Annotated in this window: 18 protein-coding genes, 2 tRNA genes and 1 other RNA gene; 13 read left to right on the plus strand and 8 right to left on the minus strand. The window is 44.4% G+C overall.

Features of this window, described 5'->3' with window-relative positions; all coding sequences use genetic code 11:
- The first annotated feature begins 239 nt into the window (after positions 1–239).
- The 4 genes from IJJ71_RS02000 to IJJ71_RS02015 all read left to right on the plus strand — a co-directional run bounded on the left by IJJ71_RS02000 (position 240) and on the right by IJJ71_RS02015 (position 6,949).
- The gene (locus IJJ71_RS02000; protein ID WP_296845005.1) at positions 240–1,895 is read left to right on the plus strand and encodes a HEAT repeat domain-containing protein; all 1,656 of its coding nucleotides are present in this window, start codon (positions 240–242) and stop codon (positions 1,893–1,895) included.
- Between the two features lie 170 nt (positions 1,896–2,065).
- On the plus strand, positions 2,066–3,388 hold the full coding sequence (locus IJJ71_RS02005; protein ID WP_296845006.1) for a hypothetical protein: 1,323 nt from the start codon (positions 2,066–2,068) through the stop codon (positions 3,386–3,388).
- A 79-nt stretch (positions 3,389–3,467) separates the two neighbouring features.
- Positions 3,468–5,300: an ABC transporter permease gene (locus IJJ71_RS02010; RefSeq protein ID WP_296845007.1), complete on the plus strand. Its 1,833-nt coding sequence runs from the start codon at positions 3,468–3,470 to the stop codon at positions 5,298–5,300.
- Positions 5,300–6,949, plus strand: coding sequence for an ABC transporter ATP-binding protein (locus tag IJJ71_RS02015; protein WP_296845008.1), 1,650 nt, complete (start codon positions 5,300–5,302; stop codon positions 6,947–6,949). The genes IJJ71_RS02010 and IJJ71_RS02015 overlap by 1 nt, the downstream gene beginning before the upstream one ends.
- Before the next feature lie 327 nt (positions 6,950–7,276).
- On the opposite strand, the gene IJJ71_RS02020 is transcribed toward IJJ71_RS02015, so the two are convergent.
- On the minus strand, positions 7,277–9,856 hold the full coding sequence (locus tag IJJ71_RS02020) for a helicase-related protein (RefSeq protein WP_486389607.1): 2,580 nt from the start codon (positions 9,854–9,856) through the stop codon (positions 7,277–7,279).
- Between the two features lie 379 nt (positions 9,857–10,235).
- Here IJJ71_RS02020 and IJJ71_RS02025 point away from each other — a divergent pair, with 379 nt between their 5' ends.
- Together IJJ71_RS02025 and IJJ71_RS02030 are read left to right on the plus strand one after the other, a co-directional pair.
- A complete protein-coding gene (locus IJJ71_RS02025; protein ID WP_296845010.1) occupies positions 10,236–10,433 on the plus strand; it encodes a hypothetical protein in 198 nt (65 codons plus the stop codon).
- Positions 10,430–10,711 carry a helix-turn-helix domain-containing protein gene (locus IJJ71_RS02030; protein WP_296845012.1) on the plus strand — a complete coding sequence of 94 codons (282 nt, stop codon included), beginning with the start codon at positions 10,430–10,432 and terminating at the stop codon, positions 10,709–10,711. Before IJJ71_RS02025 ends, IJJ71_RS02030 begins: the two co-directional genes overlap by 4 nt.
- Before the next feature lie 14 nt (positions 10,712–10,725).
- Here IJJ71_RS02030 and IJJ71_RS02035 read toward each other — a convergent pair whose 3' ends face one another.
- Positions 10,726–11,916, minus strand: a complete 1,191-nt coding sequence (locus IJJ71_RS02035; RefSeq protein WP_296845013.1) for a CapA family protein — start codon at positions 11,914–11,916, stop codon at positions 10,726–10,728.
- A 110-nt stretch (positions 11,917–12,026) separates the two neighbouring features.
- Positions 12,027–13,115 (minus strand): N-acetylneuraminate synthase family protein, encoded by a 1,089-nt coding sequence (locus tag IJJ71_RS02040; protein ID WP_296845015.1) that lies wholly within the window; start codon positions 13,113–13,115, stop codon positions 12,027–12,029.
- 54 nt (positions 13,116–13,169) lie between these two features.
- Here IJJ71_RS02040 and IJJ71_RS02045 point away from each other — a divergent pair, with 54 nt between their 5' ends.
- The 7 genes from IJJ71_RS02045 (at position 13,170) to IJJ71_RS02075 (ending at position 21,119) form a co-directional block, all read left to right on the plus strand.
- Complete coding sequence (locus tag IJJ71_RS02045; RefSeq protein WP_296845016.1) at positions 13,170–13,682, plus strand: TIGR03546 family protein; 513 nt, start codon at positions 13,170–13,172, stop codon at positions 13,680–13,682.
- A gap of 1 nt (position 13,683) precedes the next feature.
- Positions 13,684–15,981: a TIGR03545 family protein gene (locus tag IJJ71_RS02050; protein WP_296845017.1), complete on the plus strand. Its 2,298-nt coding sequence runs from the start codon at positions 13,684–13,686 to the stop codon at positions 15,979–15,981.
- A gap of 89 nt (positions 15,982–16,070) precedes the next feature.
- Complete coding sequence (locus IJJ71_RS02055; RefSeq protein ID WP_296845018.1) at positions 16,071–16,814, plus strand: YebC/PmpR family DNA-binding transcriptional regulator; 744 nt, start codon at positions 16,071–16,073, stop codon at positions 16,812–16,814.
- A 225-nt stretch (positions 16,815–17,039) separates the two neighbouring features.
- The gene (ruvC, locus tag IJJ71_RS02060; protein ID WP_296845019.1) at positions 17,040–17,537 is read left to right on the plus strand and encodes a crossover junction endodeoxyribonuclease RuvC; all 498 of its coding nucleotides are present in this window, start codon (positions 17,040–17,042) and stop codon (positions 17,535–17,537) included.
- A gap of 75 nt (positions 17,538–17,612) precedes the next feature.
- Positions 17,613–17,993, plus strand: a transfer-messenger RNA (tmRNA) gene (gene ssrA, locus IJJ71_RS02065).
- Positions 17,994–18,328: 335 nt separating this feature from the next.
- On the plus strand, positions 18,329–19,708 hold the full coding sequence (locus IJJ71_RS02070) for a GGDEF domain-containing protein (protein ID WP_296845020.1): 1,380 nt from the start codon (positions 18,329–18,331) through the stop codon (positions 19,706–19,708).
- A gap of 64 nt (positions 19,709–19,772) precedes the next feature.
- Positions 19,773–21,119, plus strand: a complete 1,347-nt coding sequence (locus IJJ71_RS02075) for an aminopeptidase (RefSeq protein WP_296845021.1) — start codon at positions 19,773–19,775, stop codon at positions 21,117–21,119.
- Positions 21,120–21,272: 153 nt separating this feature from the next.
- On the opposite strand, the gene clpX is transcribed toward IJJ71_RS02075, so the two are convergent.
- From clpX to IJJ71_RS02100, 5 genes are all read right to left on the minus strand, one after another.
- On the minus strand, positions 21,273–22,535 hold the full coding sequence (gene clpX / locus IJJ71_RS02080) for an ATP-dependent Clp protease ATP-binding subunit ClpX (protein WP_486389608.1): 1,263 nt from the start codon (positions 22,533–22,535) through the stop codon (positions 21,273–21,275).
- Positions 22,532–23,143, minus strand: a complete 612-nt coding sequence (clpP, locus tag IJJ71_RS02085; RefSeq protein WP_296845023.1) for an ATP-dependent Clp endopeptidase proteolytic subunit ClpP — start codon at positions 23,141–23,143, stop codon at positions 22,532–22,534. The genes clpX and clpP overlap by 4 nt, the downstream gene beginning before the upstream one ends.
- Positions 23,144–23,264: 121 nt before the next feature.
- Positions 23,265–24,632, minus strand: coding sequence for a trigger factor (tig, locus tag IJJ71_RS02090; protein ID WP_296845024.1), 1,368 nt, complete (start codon positions 24,630–24,632; stop codon positions 23,265–23,267).
- A gap of 65 nt (positions 24,633–24,697) precedes the next feature.
- Positions 24,698–24,769: transfer RNA gene (locus IJJ71_RS02095), tRNA-Gly, on the minus strand.
- A gap of 63 nt (positions 24,770–24,832) precedes the next feature.
- Positions 24,833–24,904, minus strand: a tRNA-Gly gene (locus tag IJJ71_RS02100).
- Positions 24,905–24,951 lie beyond the last annotated feature (47 nt).

Consider the following 24,951-nt stretch of genomic DNA (forward strand, 5'->3'; position numbering starts at 1 on the left):
CGGACAAATGGAAGATACGCAATTAGGAGTTAGGAGTTAGGAGTGAGAACTTAGGAATTAGGAATTAGGAATTAGGAGTTAGCAATTAGCAATGAGGAATGAGCAATTTATGGGTGGGGAAAGTCTCCCCCTCGGCTGTAATTCGTCGCTTCCGCTCCTCATTTCCGCCTACCCCCTCTCCTAGGGGCTTTGCCCCTAAGACCCCCAAAAAATTCTGCCGATAAATAATTGGAGATTTGATGAAAAAGAACGCTTTGGTTTTGATGATGGTTTTCTCGTTTTCGGGATTCGTTTTCGCACAGAAAGCTGAGCCTGAGGTTGAGGTCACTGTAGAAGCTGAATCTTCAGAACTTTCTGTTACCGAAGAATTCGATGCCGTTTCAGGGGCTGACGAGTTTGGACTTGAGGAAGATTCTGAGGAAAGCAAGTCCAAGTCAAAAAAATCGAGCCTTGCCGGTGTGAGCGATGTTCCTTCCTCAAAGCGGCCGAAATCTCCGGATTCATCAAAGGTCTCCGAGCTTAATAACACCGACCCTGAGGCCAACGAAAAAAATGCCGACATTTTGAAATATGGCCTTGAAGAAGATATTTCGGAGCTGCTCGACACGATGACCCAGAAAAAGGATGTCCGGTTCGTGAACGAAGTCTATGATTTGTTTCAGGACACAAAATCCGTCGCAATCCGAGAAAAAATCCTAAATTTCTTTAAGACAATCGAAGACACCTGCCTTGAAGATTATGCGGTCATGATCCTGAATGACCCTTATGACGAAAAACTTTCCACAGTAAATGCATGTTTTTCATATCTTCAGATGGCCAAAACAAAAGAAGCCGTTCCTGCAATCTGCACCCTGCTTGAAAGTGACAACGAAGAATATTTCACAGGCGCAATCGAAACTTTAGGAAAAGTCGGCGGCTCCCGTGAGGCCGTATACATCACGGAATTTCTGGAGCGCGAGGATTTGACCGTTGCCCAGAGACAGAGCCTTGTCCGGGTTCTCGGCCAGCTTCATGCCGTGGAAACTTACGACAAGCTCGTGGAATATGCTCAGGACAGCGACGAAAATGCCTTTGTCCGTATGTACAGTGCCGAGGCAATCGGAGAGATGGAAAAGCCGGAAGCACAGGAAATCCTTTCCGATTTGTTTGAGGACACGAACCCGAATCTCCGCCAGTATGTTATCAAAGGAATCTCGCATTTTAAGAACAGCGAAGCCAATGAAATCTTGATTCAGGGCTTGAAGGACAGTCATTACAAAGTCCGCCAGGAATCAATCAATGCAATAAAAGAAAATAATGTTACCGAAGCCGACGAATATCTGATTTACCGGGCCAAAAACGACCCTGTTCAGGCCGTAAAAAATGACTGCCTTGACTGCCTTGCAAAACTCAACACGCCAAAAGGAAACGAATATCTTCTGAGCCAGATTACAGAAAAAAAAGTTCCTGATCCGCAGAGGGCAAGGGTTGCAAAAGTGCTTCTTGAAGAAGGTCGGGGAGTTTCAGAAATCGTTACGCTTTGCAAAGAGACAATAAAAGACGACAAACGAAAGCAGCTTCGTTACGCGCTCGGAAAAGAAATGGCAAAATACGAAAATCCTGCCTTCGCCGAAATCGCGCTTGAATTCCTCAAGCACAAGGATACTTCGACAATCGGAACAGGCCTGGACATCTGGGCAAAAGGCCGCTACTCAAACTGCAACGAAGCGGTCAACGAGCTTGCCGACAAGGCCGACCTTACCGCAAAAAACAAAAATCAGCTCGCAATCAAAGCAGCCCGCCTCCTGGGCCGAGATTTGGAAAAGCAGAGCGAGCAGAAAGAAGCCGAACGCAAAGCCGCCGAGGAGGCCAAAAAAGCTTCAAAAAACGGAGAGAGTTTCGGAGATGCAAAGTAAAAAAAATTGATTTTTTGATTTATTCATACCAGAAATTTGATATTTCCTACTTTTTTTTGATTTTTTATTTGACAATTTGGAATTTCGTTCTAAAATAGATTCTATCAAATAAAAAAACAGCCCTGTGCTGCTTTTAGGGGCTGTAAACTTTCAAAAAAGGAGGCTTTATTTTGAAAAAATCACTTATTTGTCTTACACTTGGTGCTTTGGCTATGCTTGGTATGTCGTGCAACGAAAAAAAAACTGCAAATACCGAAAAGTCCGAGGTTCAGAAAATCATTGAGCAGGCTCAATCAATGAACTTCGATGAGCTTTGCAAAAAGGCTATCGAAGAGTCAAAAACAGCCACAATCAAAGGTATCGGTAACTCTAGCCGAGGCAAAACTGCTGGTGCTGCGTTCATCAAATACCTCAAATCATTGGATTCTTCTTACGCTGGTACAATCGAATGGTCTCAGCCTAAGAACAACTCAATCTTCACGACCCTCACCGTTGATTACAAGTCATCAAACCCAGAGTATTTCATGACTTTGATTCAGGATGGTAATCAGATTCAGTCAAAGATGATGGACACTGGAATTCTTCGCACATTCATCCCGAAAGAGTGGGCCGAGGCTAACAAACTTGCCGCAAAGGATTATCCGGAGCTTCTCTCATTGCAGACTCTCAATAAAGTCTTCATGTTCAACAAAGTTGGCGGAGCTGACTTCAAGAACTGCTGGGATTTCGTTGCTGAAGGCAAATCTGGCATGTACATGGATGTCAACTCTGAGCTTGTCGGAAAGAACTTCCTCTACATGCTTTCTTCTGACAAATACTCAACTTGGCTCAAAAACGCTTACGATGCCCTTGATGAGAGCAAAAAATCATACTTCAAACCGACAATCGATGAATGTGAGACTGTCGCAAAGAACTACGGAATCACAGGCGCAAACGCAAAATACGGCTTGGCTTGGACAAAACTTTGGGTAAAGAACTACAATGCTATGACTGATGACGGCCCAATCTGTAACGAGCTTGTATCAAAATCAGCAGCTGGTGAATTCGCGCTCATCGTTTACTCAAAGCTCCGCTCTGTCGCAGAGACAAACGAGTCTTCTGTAAACAACATTGCAGTCGCAGCTTACAACGACGGCTACAAAGGTATCGGTGGTTACGGTTACTGCCACTACCTTGAGGTCATGGATTCATCTCCATATCCATGGACAGCATGTGCATTCATCTCATTCATGGTAACAAAGCTTGACGGATTCGCAGCTTGGGGAAAAGACATGGGCGGCTACTCAGCAAACCCTGTTCTTGCCGCAGAGAATGAAGCTAAATACAACCACAGCAAAGCCGGCGGTACAGAATTCCCTGCAAAGAACGACCGCGGATTTGAATGGTGGTCAAGTGAGAACGGCGGTGCCCTCGTAGTTGAAGACCCGAAGTATTGTGCTGAAGTTTCACTTGAACTTGGCGACTGGATTGATTCAATCCGTGGCGGCCGCTAATCGTTTTTAAAAGTTTAATCTTATCTTTCCCCCGTCAGTCGGGCGGGGGAATCTTTTAATTCACACACAAGGAAAATTCATGGCTCAGACTGTTACTATGGCGAGACCATATCTGTCGCAGCAGAGAATGAACCAGGTTAAAACCTTCTTCTCTAAGCCTCAGAATGTAATCTTGCTTTTGTTCGGTATTGTGCTTTCCATTTCGACCATTGCGCCAATCCTGTATCTTGCAAAAGATACGATTGCCGTTCACGCTGGCACTGTTGACTCCGTGAAAACTGGTCTGAAGGAAGGGCAGTACACTTTATATAACTGGATTGATTTGTTTACAGGCAAGCTTGCCAGAATCAATCTTTGGGTTCCGCTTCTCAACACGGTGATTCTTGCGGTTCTTACCTGCTTTATCTCGATTGTTTACGGCGGATTCTTCGCATATCTCGTTACTCGCACGAATTTGAAATTCAAGCAGTATCTCAGCTCGATTTTCATTTTCCCATACATCATGCCTCAGTGGACTCTGGCAATGGTGTGGCGAAATGCGTTCAACTCTAACGCAGTCACTCACGGTGCGGACGGGCTTTTGGCTTCTCTTTTCAATATTCATGCGCCTCTCTGGTGGTGTCAGGGATTGTTTCCGAGCGCGATTGTTCTCGGACTTCACTACGCACCTTTCGCATACATCCTGATTGGCGGAATTTTCCGCAATATGGACGCGAACCTTGAGGAAGCGGCTACGATTCTCGACACACCAAAATGGAAGAGCTTCTTGTGCATCACTCTTCCTCTCGTAAAACCGGCGATTCTTTCTACAATCCTTTTGGTTTTCGGAAGTGCGATGGGAAGTTATCCAGTTCCTCATTATTTGGGACTTACTACACTTTCTACAAAATATGTCGCTTTGAGTTCGGCTCGTGCTGGTGAGGCAAGCATCATCGCCGTAATCATGATGATTTTCGGTGTCGCGATTCTCATGCTCAACCAGTCAAGCACTTCAAGCCGAAAGAATTACACCACTGTTACTGGAAAGAGCGGCCAGATTTCAAAGGCAAATCTCGGCAGATTCGGAAAATACATCGTCGCGGGCATTTTTATCGTGTTCACGCTTTTCACGAGTATTTATCCGATTATTTCGTTCGGAATCGAAACTTTCCTTCCGAACCCAGGCGATTACAGCTTCCTTAAGACTGGTGATTTCTCTCACCTCACGACAAAATGGTGGACGACTTCGGACACTCTTGGTGAGTACGGACTTTTCGGTCAGCTTGGTATGCTCCACAACACCCAGATTTGGAAGGCCTTCGCAGGACAGCTTTATGTTGCTGTTGTATGTGCTTTGTGCGCAGGTACTATCGGTACTTTGGTCGGCTATGCGGTCAGCAAAAACAGGCGCAGCAAGGCAGCGGCTTATGTCAATTCTGTCGCATTCTTGCCTTACCTCATGCCGTCACTTTCTGTAGGTGTCGCATTCCTTATTTTCGGAAAAACGCTTTCAATCGGCGGTACATTCCTTATCCTCATGCTCACTGGTACGGTAAAATACATTCCGTTTGCGAGCCGTGCTTCCCTCAACTCAATGCTCCAGATTTCTGGTGAGATTGAGGAGGCTGCGATTATTCAGGATATTCCGTGGATTAAACGAATGTTCGGAATCATCATCCCGATTCAGAAAAGCACGATTATTTCAAGCTTCCTTCTTCCGTTCATGACTTGTCTCCGAGAGCTTACGCTTTTCATGCTCCTCTGCGACCAGTTCAAGATTATGACAACGGCGATGGACTATTTCGACGAGATGGGATTGTACGCATTCTCTAGCGGAATGAACTTGATTCTTATCGTCACGATTCTTATTTTCAATGCTCTTATAAACAAACTCACTGGAGCCAGCATTGACAAAGGTGTAGGAGGAAAATAATGCCACAAATTAAATTAACGAATGTCACGAAACGCTGGGGAAAATTCTACGGCGTCGATAGATTGAATCTTCTTATTGATGACAATGCTTTTGTCACTCTGCTTGGTCCTTCCGGCTGTGGTAAGACCACGACACTGCGAATGATTGCGGGCTTGGAAACACCATCATCTGGCCGAATCGAAATCGGTGATATGGTTGTTTACGACAGCGAGCAGGGAATCAACATTCCGGCAAACAAGCGAAAGGTCGGATTCTTGTTCCAGAACTATGCGCTCTGGCCGAACATGACTGTTTATAAAAATATTTCTTTCGGTCTTAGCAATATCTGTGAGGAACTTCCTGTTTACAACTGGGAGGCAAAAACTTCTGCAAGAATCGCTCAAATCTTGGAAAATCCTTCAAAAATTGTCGCTGTGATTGATGAGTCAAAGGACAAGAACGGCAAGATTGACGAGGAAAAGGCTCTGATGAAGCTCATTGATACATTCGAGATTTCAATGTTCAGTGCCAAAAAGATTTTTGCTATGGGGCTGCACAAAAGCGCGGACTCAATCGGAGTTGCAAAAGATCAGGCTGCAAGGCTCAAATCTAAGGTTGATTCGATTGTGACTGCCGAAAAGGCAAAGGGCTTTTCTTTCACTGATGAATGGCAGATTGTTCAGGGCGGAAAGCCTTTGGTCAAGGAAAGAAAACTCACTGAAGAGGAAATTGACCTTGCCGTACGAAAAGTTTCTCGTGTCGTAAAAATCGGAATGTTCATGGACAGATATCCGGCTGAGCTTTCGGGCGGTCAGCAGCAGCGTGTTGCAATCGCACGAACTCTTGCCCCGGAGCCTAGCGTTCTTTTCATGGATGAGCCTCTTTCAAATCTTGATGCAAAACTTCGTCTTGAAATGCGTTATGAATTGCAGCGACTTCACATTGAGACTGGAAGTACTTTTGTCTATGTAACTCACGACCAGATGGAAGCTATGACACTTGCTACAAAAATCTGTCTGATTAACAACGGCGTTTTGCAGCAGTACGAGCCACCGCTTCAGGTCTATAATCATCCGAACAATCTTTTTGTCGCGGACTTCGTTGGAAATCCTTCTATTAATTTCATCAATGCTAAGGGCGAGCAGGGGGCAGACGGCTCTTTGAAGCTCAAAATCTTTGACGGCGAGGAAGTGACTTTCAAGGCAGAAGGAAGCTTTAACCTTGATCAGTGGTACCGATTCCGTGACGAGCAGATTGAGAAGAAAAAGGAAGAGGAGCATAATCTTTCCCTTGAAAAAGGATATGTCGAAAAGGCAAACAAGGACGAGGTTTTCAAATATCCTGTTGCGCGTGTAACTGACGAGCAGGGCTTTGCTGAAAAAGAAGATGCTCTGCCACAGAATGGTGATTTCGTTCTCGGTGTGCGCCCTGAGTTCATTCAGATTGCCCCAAGCGGAATATTCAATGTTGAGATTTGCTGTGCCATGCCGACAGGTCTTGAGTCTACGATTAAGCTCAAGATTAAGGATTACCTTCTCACGAGCGTTGTCTTCGGTGGCGTGACTTTTGCGATTGGCTCAACACATGCGATAAACTTCACTGGAAGCAATATCCTGCTGTTCGATAGAAAGACGGGCAGGTGTATCACAAGCGGAAGTTTGTCAAAGTAGAAGAATATTCGGATAAAACAAAAAAGGTGGTCTCCAAGCGAGCGCAACAACGACAGTGCTCGCATCGAGAACATGTCAAAAAGATCGCGGTGAACAAGTTCAAGCGACCTTTTGCCAGAACCCAAGCGAGGACGACAATCCTGGTCCTCGCGACTCCGACCACCTTTTTTGCATTTTCGGCTATTTTCGATTTTGCCAGCCTTCCTTCCATAGAGGGGGGGGGCAGAACCCCACTTCCGCCTGTTTTTTTGTATTACGAAAAACTCTCTGTGGTCTCTGTTGCCTCTGTGAGAAATTTCAACTCCAGTCAGACGGCTGGAGTTTTTTTTACTCGTACAGTCCGTTCAACATTCGGTACACTTCGTTGATTCTCTCTTTTCCGTCCACAGAAAAATCAATGTTCTCGTCAACGAGCGTTTCCAGGCTGGAAAGGCTTTCGTTCAGTGCGGTTGCAAATCCCCGGCTCATTTTGAACCAGTAAGTGCCGCGACCGTCTGTGAACAAGGCCAGGAAAGCGTATTCTTTTGTTTTTTTGGACATCGTGATTCGCAATATTTTGTTCAAATCTGCGATAAGCCTGTCCGCTGTTCCTTCTTCGTGAATGTCTAAGTTGCGTTTGCACCAGTCTTTATCGGTGATTGGATTGAGGTTGAGATTCTTTACGACCTTGCAGGCAAGTTCAAGCTTTTCTCCGCTGAGTAAGCCAGCACCATGCAGGAGAACTTTCGAGCGAATCTGGGCGTAGACGGCCATTTTGTTCTCGTCAGTCTCTTTTTGAATCGCGCTCTTGAATTTATTATATGGAAGAATAAGGATTTTCTTTCCTTTCTGCTTTTCGATTTCGAAAATTTCTCCGCCGATAACAATCTCATTGTCGTTCTTTTCTTTTGCCTTTCTTCCGCCAAAGTGACCGTCATCACGGCCGAGCAATTTTCCTTTGACTGCTGCGAAAGTTGAGCCTTTGAATTCCAGATTTCCTGTGAGACTTCGGCCTCTTTTGCCACGGATTGCGCCGAGTTTTGCTTCCAAATCTGGAGAGATTTTTGAAAGAAGAGATTTTGTGAGAGGTGAGACACTCATCGCAAAGGTTCGGCTCGTTCGGACTATTTCACCCGCAACGATAAAAAGAGGATCCGTTCTGAACATTGAAGAGCCTGGATGAATCGAAATGTGGTCTGCTGTGAGGGAGCGGTAATTTTCCCGACCTTCACGAACGCAGACGAACTGAATCATTCCCGAAGCGATACAGCAAAGGTAGTCGTCCATTGAGCCGCCGCTTCCGATTGGAATGCCAAGATGCCCGATTTCTTCTTCGAGCTGAACTTTGATGTTCGCAATTTCAGCCATAACACGCTCGTCGAGATAGTTGTTCTGGCAAAAACGCACAGGATTTTTCATCGACTGATATGTGCGGAAAAGTTTTACATAACTTACGAAGTCGCCCTGAATGTCACGGAAAGCATGGTGAGCCTTTCGCGCATCGCTTTCTTCTCCCGGTGGCAGAATGAAAGGCGAGTGAGTGCTCATAAAGGCAGCCGCAATTACGGTCTCTTCAAGAACATCCGGGTAGCGCATGATACTTTCAACAAGGATTCGGCTGACACGAGGTTCAAGCGGGAACTCGACCATGAGCTTTCCGATTGAAGAAAGGGTGTGGTCCTCGTTCAAGGCACCCATCTGATTCAAAGTCTCCACGGCTCCGCGGATGTCTTCTTTTTGAGGAGCTGAAATGAAGTCGAATGTGTCAAAGTCCGTGATTCCAAGTTCGCTCATGCGAAGAACGACTTCGCTCAAATCCGTGCGGTAAATTTCTTCGGTTGTGTATTCCGGCCTTTTGTCAAAATCCTTGCGGCTGTAAAGACGGTAGCAAGTTCCCGGTTGAGTTCGACCGGCACGGCCTCGTCTTTGGTTTGAGCTTGCCTTACTAACAGGCGTTTCGTTGAGGCTTGAAGTGAAAGTCTTCGGGCTGTAAAAATTGAGTTTTGCCAGGCCTGAGTCAATTACGGTCGTGATTCCGTTGATTGTGACAGAAGTTTCTGCGATGTTCGTTGAGAGAACCACCTTTTTCTTTCCGAAGGGGGCATTGTCAAAAACCCGCTCCTGCTCTTCTTTGGGAAGACGGCCATAAAGGGGCACGATATGAATCTTTGAGTGAAAGCTTGAATATTGGAGCCTTTTCGCACAATCCATAATGATTTTTTCGCCCGGCAAAAAGACCAGAATGTCACCGTCCTCATGATTGTCAAGCACCCGGTCAATAGTCTTCTCGATTTTTGAAAGAAGAAGCTCGCAGCCTGTGGCCGTGGCAGTCGTGGTAGGCTCTTTTGTCGTCGGCGGGTCGTAAACCATGGTGACAGGGAAAGTCTGGGTGTCAATTGTGACAATCGGGCAGCCGCCAAAATATTCAGAAAAAGCCTCTGCATTCATTGTCGCGCTTGAGACAATCACCTTGAAATCCGGCCTGGCAGCAAGAACACGCTTTAAAAGCCCCAGAACAAAGTCGATGTTCAGGCTTCGCTCATGGGCCTCGTCAACCATAATCACGGAATATTTGGTCATCCATGGATCAAGCTTCATTTCCTGCAGCAAGATTCCGTCGGTCATGATTTTAATTTTTGTGGTAACATCGGTCTTGTCCTCAAAACGCATCTTGTAACCGACAAGCCCCGGATAAGAAGTCTTCAGCTGCTTTGCGATAAATTCCGAAACACTGAGGGCTGCAATTCGTCTGGGCTGAGTCACGGCAATCACACCGTTCTCGCTATATCCCGCCTCATGCAAAATCACCGGAATCTGAGTGGTCTTTCCACTTCCGGTAGGCGACTGTACGACGATAACCTGATTATTTTTAAGACATTCGAGAATCTTTTCTTTCTGTTCGTAAACTGGTAATTTTTTGTAGTCAATGGACATAAGATTATTATAGAAGAAAAGCGTCAGAGTTACAATCAAAAGGAAAGTGGCATTCAGGGCGCAACCTTCTGTGTCACCTGCCGAAAATGGGCAAATTTTCGCTAGAAAAATATACGGCAATGTAAAAACTTTTTTATTGCCGTATAATTGTGCTTACATTGCCGTGTATGTGTCTTTACATAGCAATGTAAGAACTTTTATTCAGTAATGTATGTGAGCATACATGGCAATGTAAATTTATTTACATTGCCGTGAATTACATTACTCAAGCGAGGATTTGTAAATATCGTATGACAAAGGCTTGTAGCCAACGGTGGGGCAAACCCCGCCTTTTTTATTTGACAGGCTGTATCAATTATGGTACATTAAAAACATGGAAATCGAAAAAAAATTACAAGTTGAGTTTTTCAAGACTGAACAGAATAATGAGCCTGTTCGGGATTTCCTAAAGGCATTGTCAACTGACGATAAAAAGTCTGTTGGGGCAGACATCATGGCGGTTGAGATGTTATGGCCAATTGTGGAGTTGGGAAAGAAACGAAGAAACTTAGTTTTAGGAGGGCAAAAATGAATAATGCTTATGTAGGAAGTTCTTTTGATGATTTTCTCGAAGAAGAAGGATTTGCAACCGAAGTAAAAAATGAAGCAATAAAGAGACTTATTTCATATAATCTGCTTGAAGAAATGCAGAAACAGAATATCAATAAAACAGAAATGGCTAAGAAAATGTCTACATCGCGTGCGGCCTTAGACAGACTTTTGAACCCCTACAATGATTCTGTTACGCTTGCAACTTTAACAAAAGCCGCAAATGTTCTTGGAAAAAAATTAGTCTTGCAGTTACGATAGATAAAATACTAACTCTATTCCCCCGCCAGAACTTTTTCCATAAGTTCCTTTCGTTCGCTCAGATATTTTGCCCATGTCACGAGTTCTGCACGGTCTAGCGTTGCGATGAAATCATCATCCAGCAGCTTGATTACGAACTGCCAGGCTGGTGTAATGTATGTCGTAATCAGATGCGGTTCAAATCCACTTAGAATCACTGTTCCGTCTGATTTTTTTGTGGCCTTCATTTTCATGATAAGTCCTTCGCCTGTGTAGTCGCGCGCTGTTTCTGGGGCTGAAAACTGCGGATTTGTCCTTTGGGCTGAAATCGTATTTCCGTTCGCGTACATGATGAAAGCCTTTCGTTCTTTTTGACCTAGAGTTTCCGTGTAATGGGTGGAAGCTGCCGTTTCCTCAAAAATCTTCACCACATGCGGATGGTTTGCCCAGATTATGTCGGCCTTACATTCTTCGATAATCCGGCGGAAGAATTTTTTGTGGTCTTCAGTGACTTTTATAACATATTCTGGTTCGTCCGTGTGAACCGAGAGCACGAAAAGGTCTGGATTTGAATCTTCATGCAGTTTTTTTAATTCTTCTATTAATTGTGCGCGTTTTCTTCCGGTTGAAGGGTAGAAATCGATGTATGATGCGAAGTCGTTGCGGTTCAAAAGCTCGGTGATTGAGACGAAAAGCACTTTGAATCCGTTTTTTTCGATGATTTTGTAAGTCAGTGGGTCGCCGGATTTTTCTTTGAGGCCACAAGCCCAGATTCCTTTGCGGGAGTCGAAATATTTTTTTGTCTGCTTGATTCCGTCGAGATACTGGTCGTTGGTGTGATTGTTCGTGAGCGAGAACACATTGAAGCCAGCCCTGATAGCCGCCTCGACATATTCCTGGTGCATGTTGAACTGGGGGTAGGTGCTCCAGGGAAGAGCGTTCGCAACGGGAGCCTCAATGTTCGCAAAAGCCAAATCCGCCGATGAGACAAGCGGTGCGACATCTCTCCAGATTCTGTCAAAGTCCGTGTTCTTGAAATTCGGAGTGTGAGCCATGACATCGCCCGCAAAGACAAGTGAAAGCTCGGTTTCGGGTGAAATCTTTGTGTTTTTTGAAGATTTTTCGGATTTTTTTTCTGAAACTTCCGATGTCGTGCCACAGGAATTTAGAATCGATATGAAGAGAATTACCGAGATTGCATAAAGAAAAAATCTTTTTGAGCGCATGAAATAAGTATAATTGAGAAAAAAGATTTTTTCCACAATGAAAAAAAATCTGTGAAAAAAAAAGCTTGATTTTCGATTTTGATTTTCGCCCTGCCCGAAGTGGGGCTTTTTTATAACAGCTGTTCCCAGCTCACCCCGTCGCCATTTTTCACATCTTCCGTGAGCACCGCCCCCACGACATCATCCAGATACCGTGGGTGCAAGCCGACCGAAAGCACTTTTTCGGTACGGAGAACACCAATATCTTCTATATTAATGCGCTCTCCGGCTTTCATTGCGCGCATAAAATGCAGGCTTCGGTTCGTGCGTCCGTAATTTGCTTCTTCGGCGGGGGCAAGTTTTTTGATTCCGTTTCCAAGGATTTTCTGTACACGATCTCCGTATTCAGAGGCAAGCTGTTTCAAAATGTAATCCTTCGCGTTCTCGCTGTATTGCCGGAAAGCTGCCTCGCACTGATGTACGCAATGGCTCATTAAGGCAAATTGCTCGCCTGTTAGTGCTACCGGGTCGTCAAGGCCGTCCGTTTCTTTTGAGAGCGTGATGTGCTTTTCAATCATCGTTCCGCCTACCGCCGCCGCAATTGAAGGAACAAGTACCGGGTCAAGTGAATGGTCGCTTACTCCGCACGGAACTCCGAAAATCGCCGCAAGGTTTGGAATCAGATTTAAGTTGTATTCTTCTTCCGGGGCAGGGTAGCTTGTGATGCAATGAAGAAGAGTGATATTCTCCCGCCCAAGAATCGAAAGAGCTTCCTCAATGTCGGAAAGTTTTGAGACTCCTGAAGAAATGATTACTGGAATATCGTGTGTTTTTCGGTATTCTGCCAGTTTTTTTAAAAGCGGAATGTGATTCAGCTCTGGTGAGGCAATTTTTATCGCATCCGGCTTGATTGCAAGAAGTTCTTCCAGTGAGCGAAGCCCGAACGGTGAGCATGTGAATTTCGCGCCTTTTTCGTGAGTGTAGTGCAAACATTCCTCAAAAAAGCTTGGCTCGACTTCAAGTTCTTTGAATCTGTCATAAAGCGGGATTTTTCCTGTTGGAAGGTTCACGAATCCTGTATTCTGGTGCAGAATCTCATCAGCATAAACCCACTGAAATTTTACATAATCTGTGCCGCTGTCAATTGCACAATCAATCAGTTTTTTTGCTTTTTCAAGGTCTCCGCCGTGCGAAGTTCCGATTTCCGCGATAATGTCCATAATTTTTCCTTAAATTCATTTTACCACAAAGATTTTCTGTGTTACAATATTTGCATGTTAAAATCAATAGTAAGTTTATTCGCAGCATTGAATGCGAATGTTAACCCCGGCGAAATTGCCCATGCTTTTTCGTGCGGTATTCTTTTGGGATTTATGCCAAAAGACAATCTCTTGTGGTGGGTGGTCTTTGTTTTCATCCTTTTTATCCGAATCAATAAGCCTATGTATCTCATCATGGTGCTGATTGCCTCAACTTTCGCGCCTGTCGTAGACAATCTTTTTGACACTGTGGGATATGCGTTCCTTACGATTCCGTCGCTTTCAGGATTTTTCGGTAATTTGCTTGAAATCCCGTTTGTCGGCTTCACAAAATTCAACAATTCCGTGGTCATGGGATCTCTTTTGTGCGGTCTTGCGATTTATATTCCTATGTATGTTATCGGCCGCATTCTCGTGTTCCTGTGGCGCAAGCATATCGCCGGATGGATTCGCAATACCCATCTTGCAAAGGCTTTCTCAAAACTTCCGCTCATTGCAAAAATCGCTGATATGGTAGGAGATGAGTAATATGGAAAATAAAATGACTGAAGATAAAGAATTGAAAAACAAGGCTCCAAAAGCCAAAAAGCCGCCTAAAAAATTTCCTGCCAAAAAACTTCCGGGGCTTCTCAAAAAATCTTACACTCAAAAGAAATTCAACTCAAAGATCCTCAAAAAAATTTACATTCCAGAGGATAAAAAACTTATCGAGTCGCTTTTTTCAGAAAAATACACTAAGGGAAAGAAAGAACTTATCCGGGTTCCTCGTGAAAATCAGTTCACAAAAAAAGAGCTTTCCCAGTTCAAAAAGATTTCAAAAAGCATCAAAACGAACAAGGGGCGGGTCAAACTTGTTCCGTTCATCGCAGTTGCTGGCCTCATCGCGGCAATCGGAATCACTGTCACTGTTTTCAAGAATCCTGTCGCAAAAATGGGAATCCGTTATGCAATGCAGGGAATTTTCGGTGCAAAATGTGACATCGGTTCGGTAAATGTCGAAATTTTCGGCGCGCAGATTACTGTCCGTAACCTTGCTCAGGCAAATCCTGACGAGCCGATGAAAAATCTTTTCCAGTTCGACAAGCTTGATTTGGATTTCAATCTCACGCAGCTGCTCAGGGCCAGGTTCAACGCTCAGAATCTTGAAATAGCCGGAATCGCAGTCAATACAGATCGAAAAACAAGCGGTGCGCTCCCGGTCAAGCCAAAATCTGCAAAGGAAAAGGCCGAGAAGAACGATTCAACCGGATTCTATGAAGCTCTCAAAGATAAAACCGGAAAATCCGTGGAAGGTGCAAAAAATTCTGTCGTTGAAAAGCTCGCTGAGTACAATCCAGAGACAATCATGAAGAACATCAACGAGAATCTTCAGACAAAAACTGTCGCAAAAGAGGTCGAAACTGATGTCAAAACTATGGTTGAGTCATGGAAGGCAAAGCCAGCCGAAATTCAGCAGAATGTAAATAGTTTCAGAACGAGTGCTGAAAAACTCACGAAAATCAACGCAAAGAACCTTAAAAATCCGAATGACATCCGAAACGCAATTTCTGACATTCAGAATGCAATGGAAAATGGCAAAAAGGTCAAGAATGATGTTGATACTACATGGGCTTCTTTCGAGGGCGATGTCAAAAAGGTCGAAGAATTCAAGAATAAGCTTGAGAATGCCGTAAAGGCTGACACTGAGATGGTCAAAAATACCCTTCCGGATTTATCTGTCGAGGGAGCCAAAGGATTTGTCACAGGAACATTTGATGAATTCGCATATTCTATGCTCGGAAAATACTATCCTTATCTCAAACAGGCAATTTCTTATGCCGGAACCATGAAATCTTCCAACTCAAAGGACGAGAATGCCAAAAAAGAAGCAATCAAAAAAGCTAAAAAACAGGCCCGAAAAGAATCAAAACGATATGCCGGCCGGAATGTTTACTGGCGGGCTGACCGTGTGCCTAAGCTTCTCATCGAGAATGTTCACGGAAGCGGTGGCGGAGACGGAAAGACACTTGATTTGAGAATCACGAACATTTCAAGCGACATGGACAAAGTTGGAAAGCCAATCGTGGCGAAGGGCGTTTACAAGATGCCGGAACGCACTCACAATGCAGGCCTTACGATTGATGCCCGCTCGACAAGCAGCGCCGCACTGATTTCCGGCGATTATTCTGGCGACAATTTCCCGATTTCTCTTGATTTTGCGGAAAAAACAGGTGCAGCCGGCGTTCCTTCCTTTTCTGGCACAACATCGGTCAAGGCAAATCTTTCAGCAAATTCTGATTTCAGCTTTAAGGTTGGCGGAAATCTTGCCGTGACCCAGGTTTCGCTTACTTCGCAGCCGATTTCAACATCAGAAATTGCAAACAGAATCTATGCGAATGCGCTTTCGGCTGTCAAATCAATGAATGTAAAGGCTCAGGCCGCATTCAGTGAAAAGAGCGGTATTAATCTGGACATCACAACCGATGCCGACAAAGTTATTGCTGAGGCACTCAAATCCGCAGTCCAGAAAGAGCTTGGAAATGTCCAGAAAGAAGCCGAGGCAAAACTAAAGGAAAAAATTGTCGAATATACTGGCGCAAGCAATGAGCAGGTCGCAAAATTCACGGAGATTGCAACCAAACTCAAGGACTCAAAATCTGCCACGGAAGAGCTTAACAAGCAGCTTGAGGCAAAAAAAGCGGAGCTTGAAAAACAGCTTACAAGTGCCGCCGCCAATGCCGCAAAAGATGCCGCCACTAAGGCTCTTGGAAATTCCGAGGCAGGAAAAGCCGCAAGCAATGCTGTTGAAAAGGCTGCAAGCGGATTGCTCAAGGGCTTTGGCAGATAAAATAGAACATTATCAAGATATTTACACAGTTTTTGATTTGTGCTATTCTATCTTATTCTATTTTGTAATCTTATTTTTAGGAGTGTTCCATGTCTGGACATAATAAATGGTCGACCATTAAACATGCAAAGGGCGCAGCTGACGCAAAACGCGGCGCATTGTTCACAAAATTGATTAAAGAAATTTCTATCGCAGCAAGCATGGGTGGCGGAGATCCAAATGCTAACCCTCGTCTCCGTGCAGCAATCGTAAAAGCTCGTGCTGCATCAATGCCAAAAGACAACATCGAGCGCGCAATCAAAAAGGGTACTGGTGAGCTTGGTGGCGGTACATTCGAAGAATTGGTATACGAAGGATACGCTGCAGGTGGTGTAGCAGTTCTCGTTGAGGTTCTTACAGACAACCACAACCGCGCTGCTGCAAACGTACGCAATATTTTCAACAAAACAGGCGGAAACTTGGGAACAACTGGTTCTGTAAGCCGCATGTTCGACCGCAAAGGTGTCATCGAGTATGATGCTGAAGCAGTTTCAGAAGAAGAAGTAATGGAAGCAGCTCTTGAGGCTGGTGCTGAGGATATCGTTAACGAAGACGGTGTTATCACAGTTACAACAGCTCCAAACGACTTCACAGCAGTTGTTGAGGCACTTGAGCCAAAAGGATGGACTTCACTTTCAGCAGAAGTTGCCATGGTTCCACAGGCTTACACAGCAGTTGACAAGGACACAGCTTCAAAAGTTCAGAAGCTCATCGACCGCCTCGAAGAGGACGACGATGTTCAGAATGTTTGGACAACAGTAGAATATCCAGATGACTTCGAGCCAGAGGCATAAGTCAATAAATTCTTTTTGAAAGAATAATTTCTGAAAAGCTACAAAATTCTATATTAGATTTTGTAGCTTTTTTTATTATTCGATAATGCTAAAAACAGGCGGAAGCGGGGTTGTGGCAAAAACTCGCTTTGAAGAGCGTAGCGCCCCGAAGGGCTTCAACCGCGAGTTTTATGGCACGTTCCCGCTGGGAGCCTGTTTTTAACACTGTCAACTAATCCTAAAAAGATGCAAAAACGGCGCGTAATTGGCATTGATCCTGGCCTTGCTCATACAGGCTTCGGCGTAATCGATGCAATCGGAAATAATATTCGTCTCGTAAGCTATGGCGTGATTGAGACTCCTTCAACCGAGGAGCATGGAACCCGCCTTTTGGAAATTTACAACCGGCTTGTCGCCGTCCTCATGGAATTCAAGCCTGAGCAGGCCGCAATGGAAGAGCTTTACTTTGCCCGCAATGTTTCAAGCGCGATGACTGTTTCTGAGGCTAAAGGCGTTGTTACGATGTGCCTTGCACAGCAGGCTCTTCCTCTGAACATGTACCGCCCGAACCAGATAAAATATTCCGTAACAGGCACAAAAACTGCCGACAAAAAAACTGTCGAGCAATATGTAAAAATCCTTCTCAATCTGGAGACTGAGCCAAAGCCTGACCATGCCGCCGATGCCCTTGCTGCCGCAATCACTCATGTGTTCTCAACTGCCGGCATGGATTACATCGTCTGATTTTTATCAAAAATTCTTCTTATATCCTTGACTTTGCTCAGATTCATCATTATATTTATACATGGAATAATCATCGGGGGTGCACCGGTTTCGACGATCGTGATCAAGGCACTTACTGCATGTGGGAGTCAAGGTTCCCTAAACTGAGAAAACAATAACTGCAATTTTCGAAAGAAAAGAAGAAGAAGTTGAAGAGACTTCTTTCGCAGAAGCTCTCGCTGCTTAATTGTGCTTGAGCCGGAACTCGTAGGGTGCTGTTCCTAACTTTACGACTTCCGTCACAAACAGGGACTTGCTGTGCGTAATTTCTGGGGTGCGCATGGGACTTTCTCTCAGAATACGGAGAAGACGCTTGTTATGCTGCTACCTGCTCCCGACAACCACCTCGCATAACTAAACATGTAGATGTATTTGGCTTCCACTTTCGGACGGGGGTTCAATTCCCCCCATCTCCAAAGCCGCTTGGGTTTCAGCTCAGGCGGCTTTTTTTACAAAAAAATTGAAAAAAAACTTGCATTATTGGAAATGTGTGGTATTATTAAATTGTAGTGAGGAGCGAGATGAGGACGCACACCGGCTGCACGACAGGAGGCGTAATGCAATTTCCGACAAAAAGATCTGACTCCTCAGGGGTCTTGTAATTACATTCACTCCACCTGCAGGATTTGCAGGAACACATTAATTGCCCTTCGCTAGGTCGAAGTGAGGCAAACTATAAACCGCCAAAAGCTGGCGGTTTTCTTTTTTAAATAATGTTTGCAGAATTACGAAAATAGGCTTAAAATATATGTATGGACTTTCAGGAAATAGTAGATTCTTATGATATGGCGGCAGCTGTTCTTTCTGTAGAACAAAAAACTGACGGACATTGCGGTGATATTCGAATCGTAAAGGTAAATGATAAATACAGGCAGATTATGGGACCTGGGTACCATGACAATATTATTTACTCGGAACTTATTCCTAAAGAGCCAAATTTTGAAGATTTTTGCTATCGTTGTGCGGTAGAAAAGCAGCACCTTCATGCTTATGTAGATACAAAATCAATGGGAGTGTGGACGGACGGAACTTATATTCCTCTTTCGCCTGAAGTTGATGAGGGAAATTTACATTATTTCATATTCTTCTTTGAATTTACAAAGGGGCCTGAGTCTGAGAAAATGTCCAATGTTTCAATGGATTCTGCATCTTTTGTCATTCAGGCCTGCATTAAACTCCGGAAAACGCATGATTTCTGCGGCTGTATGACTGATGTAAATTGCGACATTCAGGAAAAAACCGATGCTTTCTGCAGCAGCATTGTCCTTGTTGATGAAGAGCGGGACAAATCTGCTATTCTATGTGCAAAATTCAAGAATGATTCAGCTAAAATTGAGGATTTTAGGGAACATCTTACCCATGCTGTTATTTCTTCATGGAAGGACACCGTTAAAAATCATGATAATATTATCGTAAAAGATGATGTGGACATGACTGAGCTAGAAAAAATTAATCCTCTTTGGGCAAAATCTTTGCGAGCTGCAGCTGTAAAAAGCCTTATTCTTGTTCCTCTTTTGCAGATGGATAAAATTATCGGATATCTGTTCGTCACCAATTTTGACACGGAGCGTCTTGTCGAGATAAAGGAAATCATTGAGCTGACGGCGTTCTTCCTTTCTGCTGAGGTTGCGAATAATAATCTTATGGAACGGCTTGAGTTTATGAGCAATGTCGATTTGCTCACAGCTCTTCGTAACAGAAATTCCATGAACTATCGTGTCGATTTGTTCGTAAATGGCGAAAAAAGCGTGCAGGCTCCGTTCGGCGTGATTTTTGCTGATTTGAACGGCCTTAAGCAGGCTAATGATTCTGGCGGCCATGCAGCCGGTGATGCGCTTCTTAGGAAGGCTGCGCTTTGCATGGAATCAGTATTAGGGGAGTATGAGATTTACCGAGCTGGCGGCGATGAGTTTGTTGTAATTGCACCTGCCTGCTCAAAAAAACTTTTCGATCAGAAGGTTTCAGAGCTTCGTTCAAAATCCGGCTACGGTTCGGATGTGTGTTTTGCAATCGGCTCGCACTGGGATGAAAACGGTGACAACCTTCGCCTGGCCATGCACCTCGCAGATGAGGCAATGTACGCTGACAAAGCGAAATTCTACGAAGAGCATCCAGAAATGGCGAGACGATAAAATCTGATTTTCGCCAGCATTTTTTTTGCTTTCAAAACTTTTACTTTTCTTCTATAATATCCGCATGAAAAACGAATCTCTTATTAACGGTTACAAAAAATTTCTGGATAATGGAAAGACTGAGCGCGAGTGCGTTGCTCAGATTATTTCTCTTGCGCGTGATGCCGGTTTTAAGGACATCTCTGAATGTGATTCATTAAAAGCCGGTGACAAGGTTTTTGTTCAGAAAATGAACAAGGCCATTGCACTTTTCGTAGTTGGTTCAGAATCAATTGAAAACGGAATGAACATCCTCGGTGCACATATTGATTCTCCTCGCCTCGATGTTAAGCAGAATCCTCTCTATGAAAAGGATTTCCTTGTTTATCTTAATACACATTATTACGGCGGAATCAAAAAGTACCAGTGGGTTACGCTTCCGCTTGCCCTTCATGGCGTTGTCTGCAAAAAAGACGGCACGACTGTTCAGGTTTGCGTAGGTGAAAGCTCAGATGATCCTGTTTTCTGCATTTCGGACATCCTTCCGCATCTGGCTCAGAAACAGATGAAAGAGGTTGCCAGTGATTTTATTCCTGGAGAGAGCCTTGACTTGATTTTGGGAAGCGGGATTCCTTCAAAGGATGATGATGAAAAATCTGACAAGGAAAAACCGTCAGCAAAAAAAGCAATCCTTGCAATCCTCAAGGAAAAATATAGTATCGAGGAAGAAGATTTTGGTTCTGCTGAGCTGGAAGTCGTTCCGGCAGGCTGTGCCCGTGATTTGGGATTTGACCGCTCTCTCGTTCTTGCTTACGGACAGGATGACCGCTCGTGCGCATACACATCAGCCCGCGCGATTCTTGAGGCTCAGGCCGGAAAGCGTACAAACTGCTGTCTTTGTGTCGATAAGGAAGAGATCGGCTCTGTTGGTGCAACTGGCATGGGAAGCCACTTCTTTGAGAATGCTCTTGCCGAGGTCGTTGCCCGCTTGTCGGAAGGCTATTCTGAGCTTTCATTGAGAAGGTGCCTTGCAAACTGCAACATGCTTTCCAGTGACGTAAACGCAGCCTTTGACCCGATGAACTCAGATTTGTTCGACAAGGCGAACGCCAGCTTCCTCAACGGTGGAATCGTGTTCAACAAATACACTGGAAGCCGAGGAAAGAGCGGGGCAAGCGACGCGAACCCAGAATTCATCGCAAGGTTGCGCGGACTTCTCGACAAGGCAAATGTAAAGTATCAGATGGCTGAGCTTGGTAAAGTAGACCAGGGCGGTGGTGGTACAATCGCATATCTGGCCGCAAAATACGGAATGAATGTACTTGATGCCGGCGTGTCAGTCCTGTCAATGCACGCGCCTTGGGAAATAACCGCCAAAGAAGACATCGAGCAGGCATATAACGCATACAAGGCATTCTTGACATTGGAGTAAAATTCCTCACGGAGAACACAGAGTTCACGGAGAATTTTTACTATATGATAAAAAAAACACCCCAATCTTTTTTTATAATAAGATTGGGGTGTTTTGCTTTCCTAAATTGAAATCTCTCTGTGCTCTCTTTGGCTCTGTGAGAGATTAAAAAATCTAAGCTGTTTGCTGTTCGATTAGAAGCTGCTCAAGGTTTGGCTTTACCTTGCCGTCTACGATTTCTTTTGTGACGGTGAGGTGCTTTTTGCCTTTGATGCTTGGTGCTTCATACATCAAGTCCATGAGCAATTTTTCGACGATTGAGCGCAAGCCTCGTGCGCCAGTTTTCTGTTTGATTGCAATCTCTGCGATTTCATCAAGCGCATCCGGTGTGAAGTCAAGATCCAAATCGTCCATTTCAAATGAAGCCTTGAACTGCTTAGTGATTGCATTCTTTGGCTCTGTGAGAATTCTTGTAAGGTCAGCTTTTGTAAGCTCTTTGAGGGCTACGGAAATTGGCATACGACCGATAAGCTCAGGAATGATTCCGAATTTTACGAGATCGTCCGGGGTACACTGGTTCAAAAGTTCCATTCGCTGTGTCTCGTCCATTGTACCGACATTTGAGCCGAATCCGAGAGAGTGAGCCGCAATTCGCTGCTCGATGATTTTGTCCAAGCCAACGAAAGCTCCGCCCAAAATGAACAGAATGTTAGATGTGTCAATCTGGAGCATTTCCTGATTCGGGTGTTTGCGACCGCCCTGTGGTGGAACGGAAGCCTGTGTACCTTCGATGATTTTAAGGAGAGCCTGCTGAACGCCTTCGCCAGAGACATCTCGTGTGATTGAAGTGTTCTCGCTTTTGCGGCCGATTTTATCAATCTCATCGATGAAGATGATTCCGCGTTCAGCTGCAGGAATGTTTCCGTCTGCCGCATTAATCAGTTTGAGAAGGACATTTTCTACATCCTCACCGACATAACCTGCTTCTGTCAAAGTTGTTGCATCAGCGATTGCGAACGGAACCTTGAGTTTTTCGGCGAGAGTTTTTGCAAGCAAAGTCTTTCCTGAACCTGTTGGGCCAATCAAAAGAACATTCGATTTTTCGATTTTAACATCATCCTCGGTTTTGATTACATCGAGTTTTGACATTCGTTTGTAGTGGTTGTAAACAGCTACAGAGAGTGCTTTTTTGGCATAATCCTGACCGATTACATATTCATCGAGATAAGCCTTGAATTCTTTTGGAGAAGGAACTTCTGTCATATCGATCGGATCGACTGATTTTTCCTTTTGTGCGACAATTCCTTCACATACGGCAATACACTTGTCGCAGATGAAAATATTGTTCGACGGTGCTGCTACAAGATGGCGTTTTTCGTCACCCGGTTTTCCGCAGAATGAGCAGTACTGAACATCGCTACGAAATCCTCTCATTATTTAGCCTCCGATACTCTTGATGGCATGACCTTATCGACGATTCCGTATTTAAGTGCGTCTTCTGCGCTCATAAAGAAATCTCGCTCCATGTCTTTTGCGATTTCATCTTCAGATTTACCGCATTTTTCTGCCAGATATTTGATAGAAAGTTTTTTGAGACGGATGATTTCCTTTGCCTGAACAGCAATGTCACTTTCCTGTCCCTGAACGCCGCCACGAGGCTGGTGAATCATTACACGACAAGAGGGGAGTGCGAATCGTTTGCCTTTTGTACCGCCTGCAAGAAGAATTGCGCCCATTGAGGCTGCCTGACCGATACAGATTGTCTGGATGTCGCATTTGACATACTGCATTGCATCGTAGATTGCAAGACCTGCTGTAACGCTTCCGCCAGGGGAATTGATGTAAATGCTGATGTCTTTGTCCGGATTCTCTGATTCGAGGAAAAGAATCTGTGCAACAACCAGGTCAGCGTTCACATCGTTGATTTCACCGTCAACGAAAATAATTCGGTCTTTCAAAAGCCGTGAATAAATGTCGTAGAATCGTTCGCCGTTTCCGCTTCTTTCGATAACGCTAGGCATGTAATTGTTCATTTGTTCGTTCATTATAAAAATCCTTACTATAAATATAATGAATTTTTCAAAAAAATCCAAAAAAAAACGGAATGTTTCCGAAAAAATTTGGAACATTCCGCTTTAAATCGGAGATTTCTGAAAATCTTCGCTATTATCTCAAGTTAAACAAATCTTTGAAAGTAGTTTTGTCGCCTTTAGTAACTTTGACCTCGGCGAAAATCTCTTTGTAAAGTTTCTGTTCTTTTGCCTCGTCGATGAGGTACTCTTTTGAGCGTGGATCAGCATAGTGCTGTTTAACCTCGTCAACTGTAATACCGTTTGCATCAGCGATTTTCTGATACTCAGACTCGATTTCCTCTGGAGTTACAGAAATGTTTCGCTCTTTAAGAAGGTTGTCAACGATGATTCGGCTCTTGAGCATCTTCTCAGCGTCGCCAGTCCATTCTTTGAGCATATCTTCCTTTTTCTGGCCAGAAGCAGTGATCATTTTGTCGAGTTCCTCTGGTGTTGTCTGGAACTGCTGTGCCATCATTCTCCAGCGGCCGTCAAGCTCTGCATTGAGCATGCTTGCAGGAATTTCAAACGGATTTTTCTCAACGAGTGCTGAGAGCAAGTCGTTTGTTTTGATTTCATTGATTTTGTTTGTTCGGGCATTCTCAAGCTTCTGCATGATGTCCTTTTTTAGGTCATCGAGAGTCTTGAACTTCTCGTTTACATCCTGTGCAAGCTCGTCATCGAGAGCCGGAAGGTTGCGGACTTTAATCTGTTTGAGTGTTACAGAATATTTTTTTGTCTTTCCTTTGAGCTGCTCGTCCTTTTCGTCATCACCATATTTCTTTGTGATTTCTTTTGACTCGCCTTTTTTCATTCCGATGAGGTCATCGTCGATTTTGTAGACATTCTCAGCTGTTCCGAGAGTGAATGTGAATTCCTCGCGTTTTGTTGAAGCGATTTCTGCACCGTTCTCGTCTTTCTCTACGATAGAGATTGTTACGATGTTGTCTTTCTCTGCTTTCTCGTCATCTTTTTTGTCGATAACGACAGCGTTGCGCTCCTGAATTCCTTTGAGTTCTTCGTTAAGCTCTGTATCACCGATTGTTACCTGTGGCTCTTTGATAGTGACTGATTTGAAGTCGAAGCCTTTGAGGTCTACTTTTGGGAATACATCGTAAGTTACTGTGTATACGAAATCTTTAGAAGTGTCGAATTCCGGCATTTTTTCGAGGACTGGCTGTGCGTAAGGAAGAGGGCGATTCTCCAATTCCTTTTCGTCAGAGAAGATTTCGTTGAGTGATTTGTCGATGAGGTCGCTTGCGGCTTCCATTTTAATCTGCTCGCCGTATTTGCGCTCAAGAACTGATGCTGGAACATGTCCCTTGCGGAAGCCAGGAATCTGAACCTGTTTTACATATTTACCGATTGTTTCGTTGTAGCTGTCTGCGACATCCTTTTTTGCAACTGTAACTGTAAGTTTTGCTGCTGAGTGCTCCAATTTTTCGATTTCTTTTGTGACTTTCACACTAGTCCCCTTAAATGTTGAAATAAAAAAGGCGATTCAGATGAAATCCAAATCGCCCAAGTTAGAGCGGAAAACGGGATTCGAACCCGCGACATCCACCTTGGCAAGGTGACGCGCTACCACTGCGCTATTTCCGCAAAATAAATTCGCATCTGTTATATTGCAATAAACTGTTTGCTGTGGCTGAGCCACACAGTTAGAGCGGAAAACGGGATTCGAACCCGCGACATCCACCTTGGCAAGGTGACGCGCTACCACTGCGCTATTTCCGCAAAAATCAGCTAAAAGCTATGCGAGAGAAGGGACTTGAACCCTTACG

The organism is Treponema sp. (genome assembly GCF_017430385.1).
Lineage (GTDB): Bacteria > Spirochaetota > Spirochaetia > Treponematales > Treponemataceae > Treponema_D.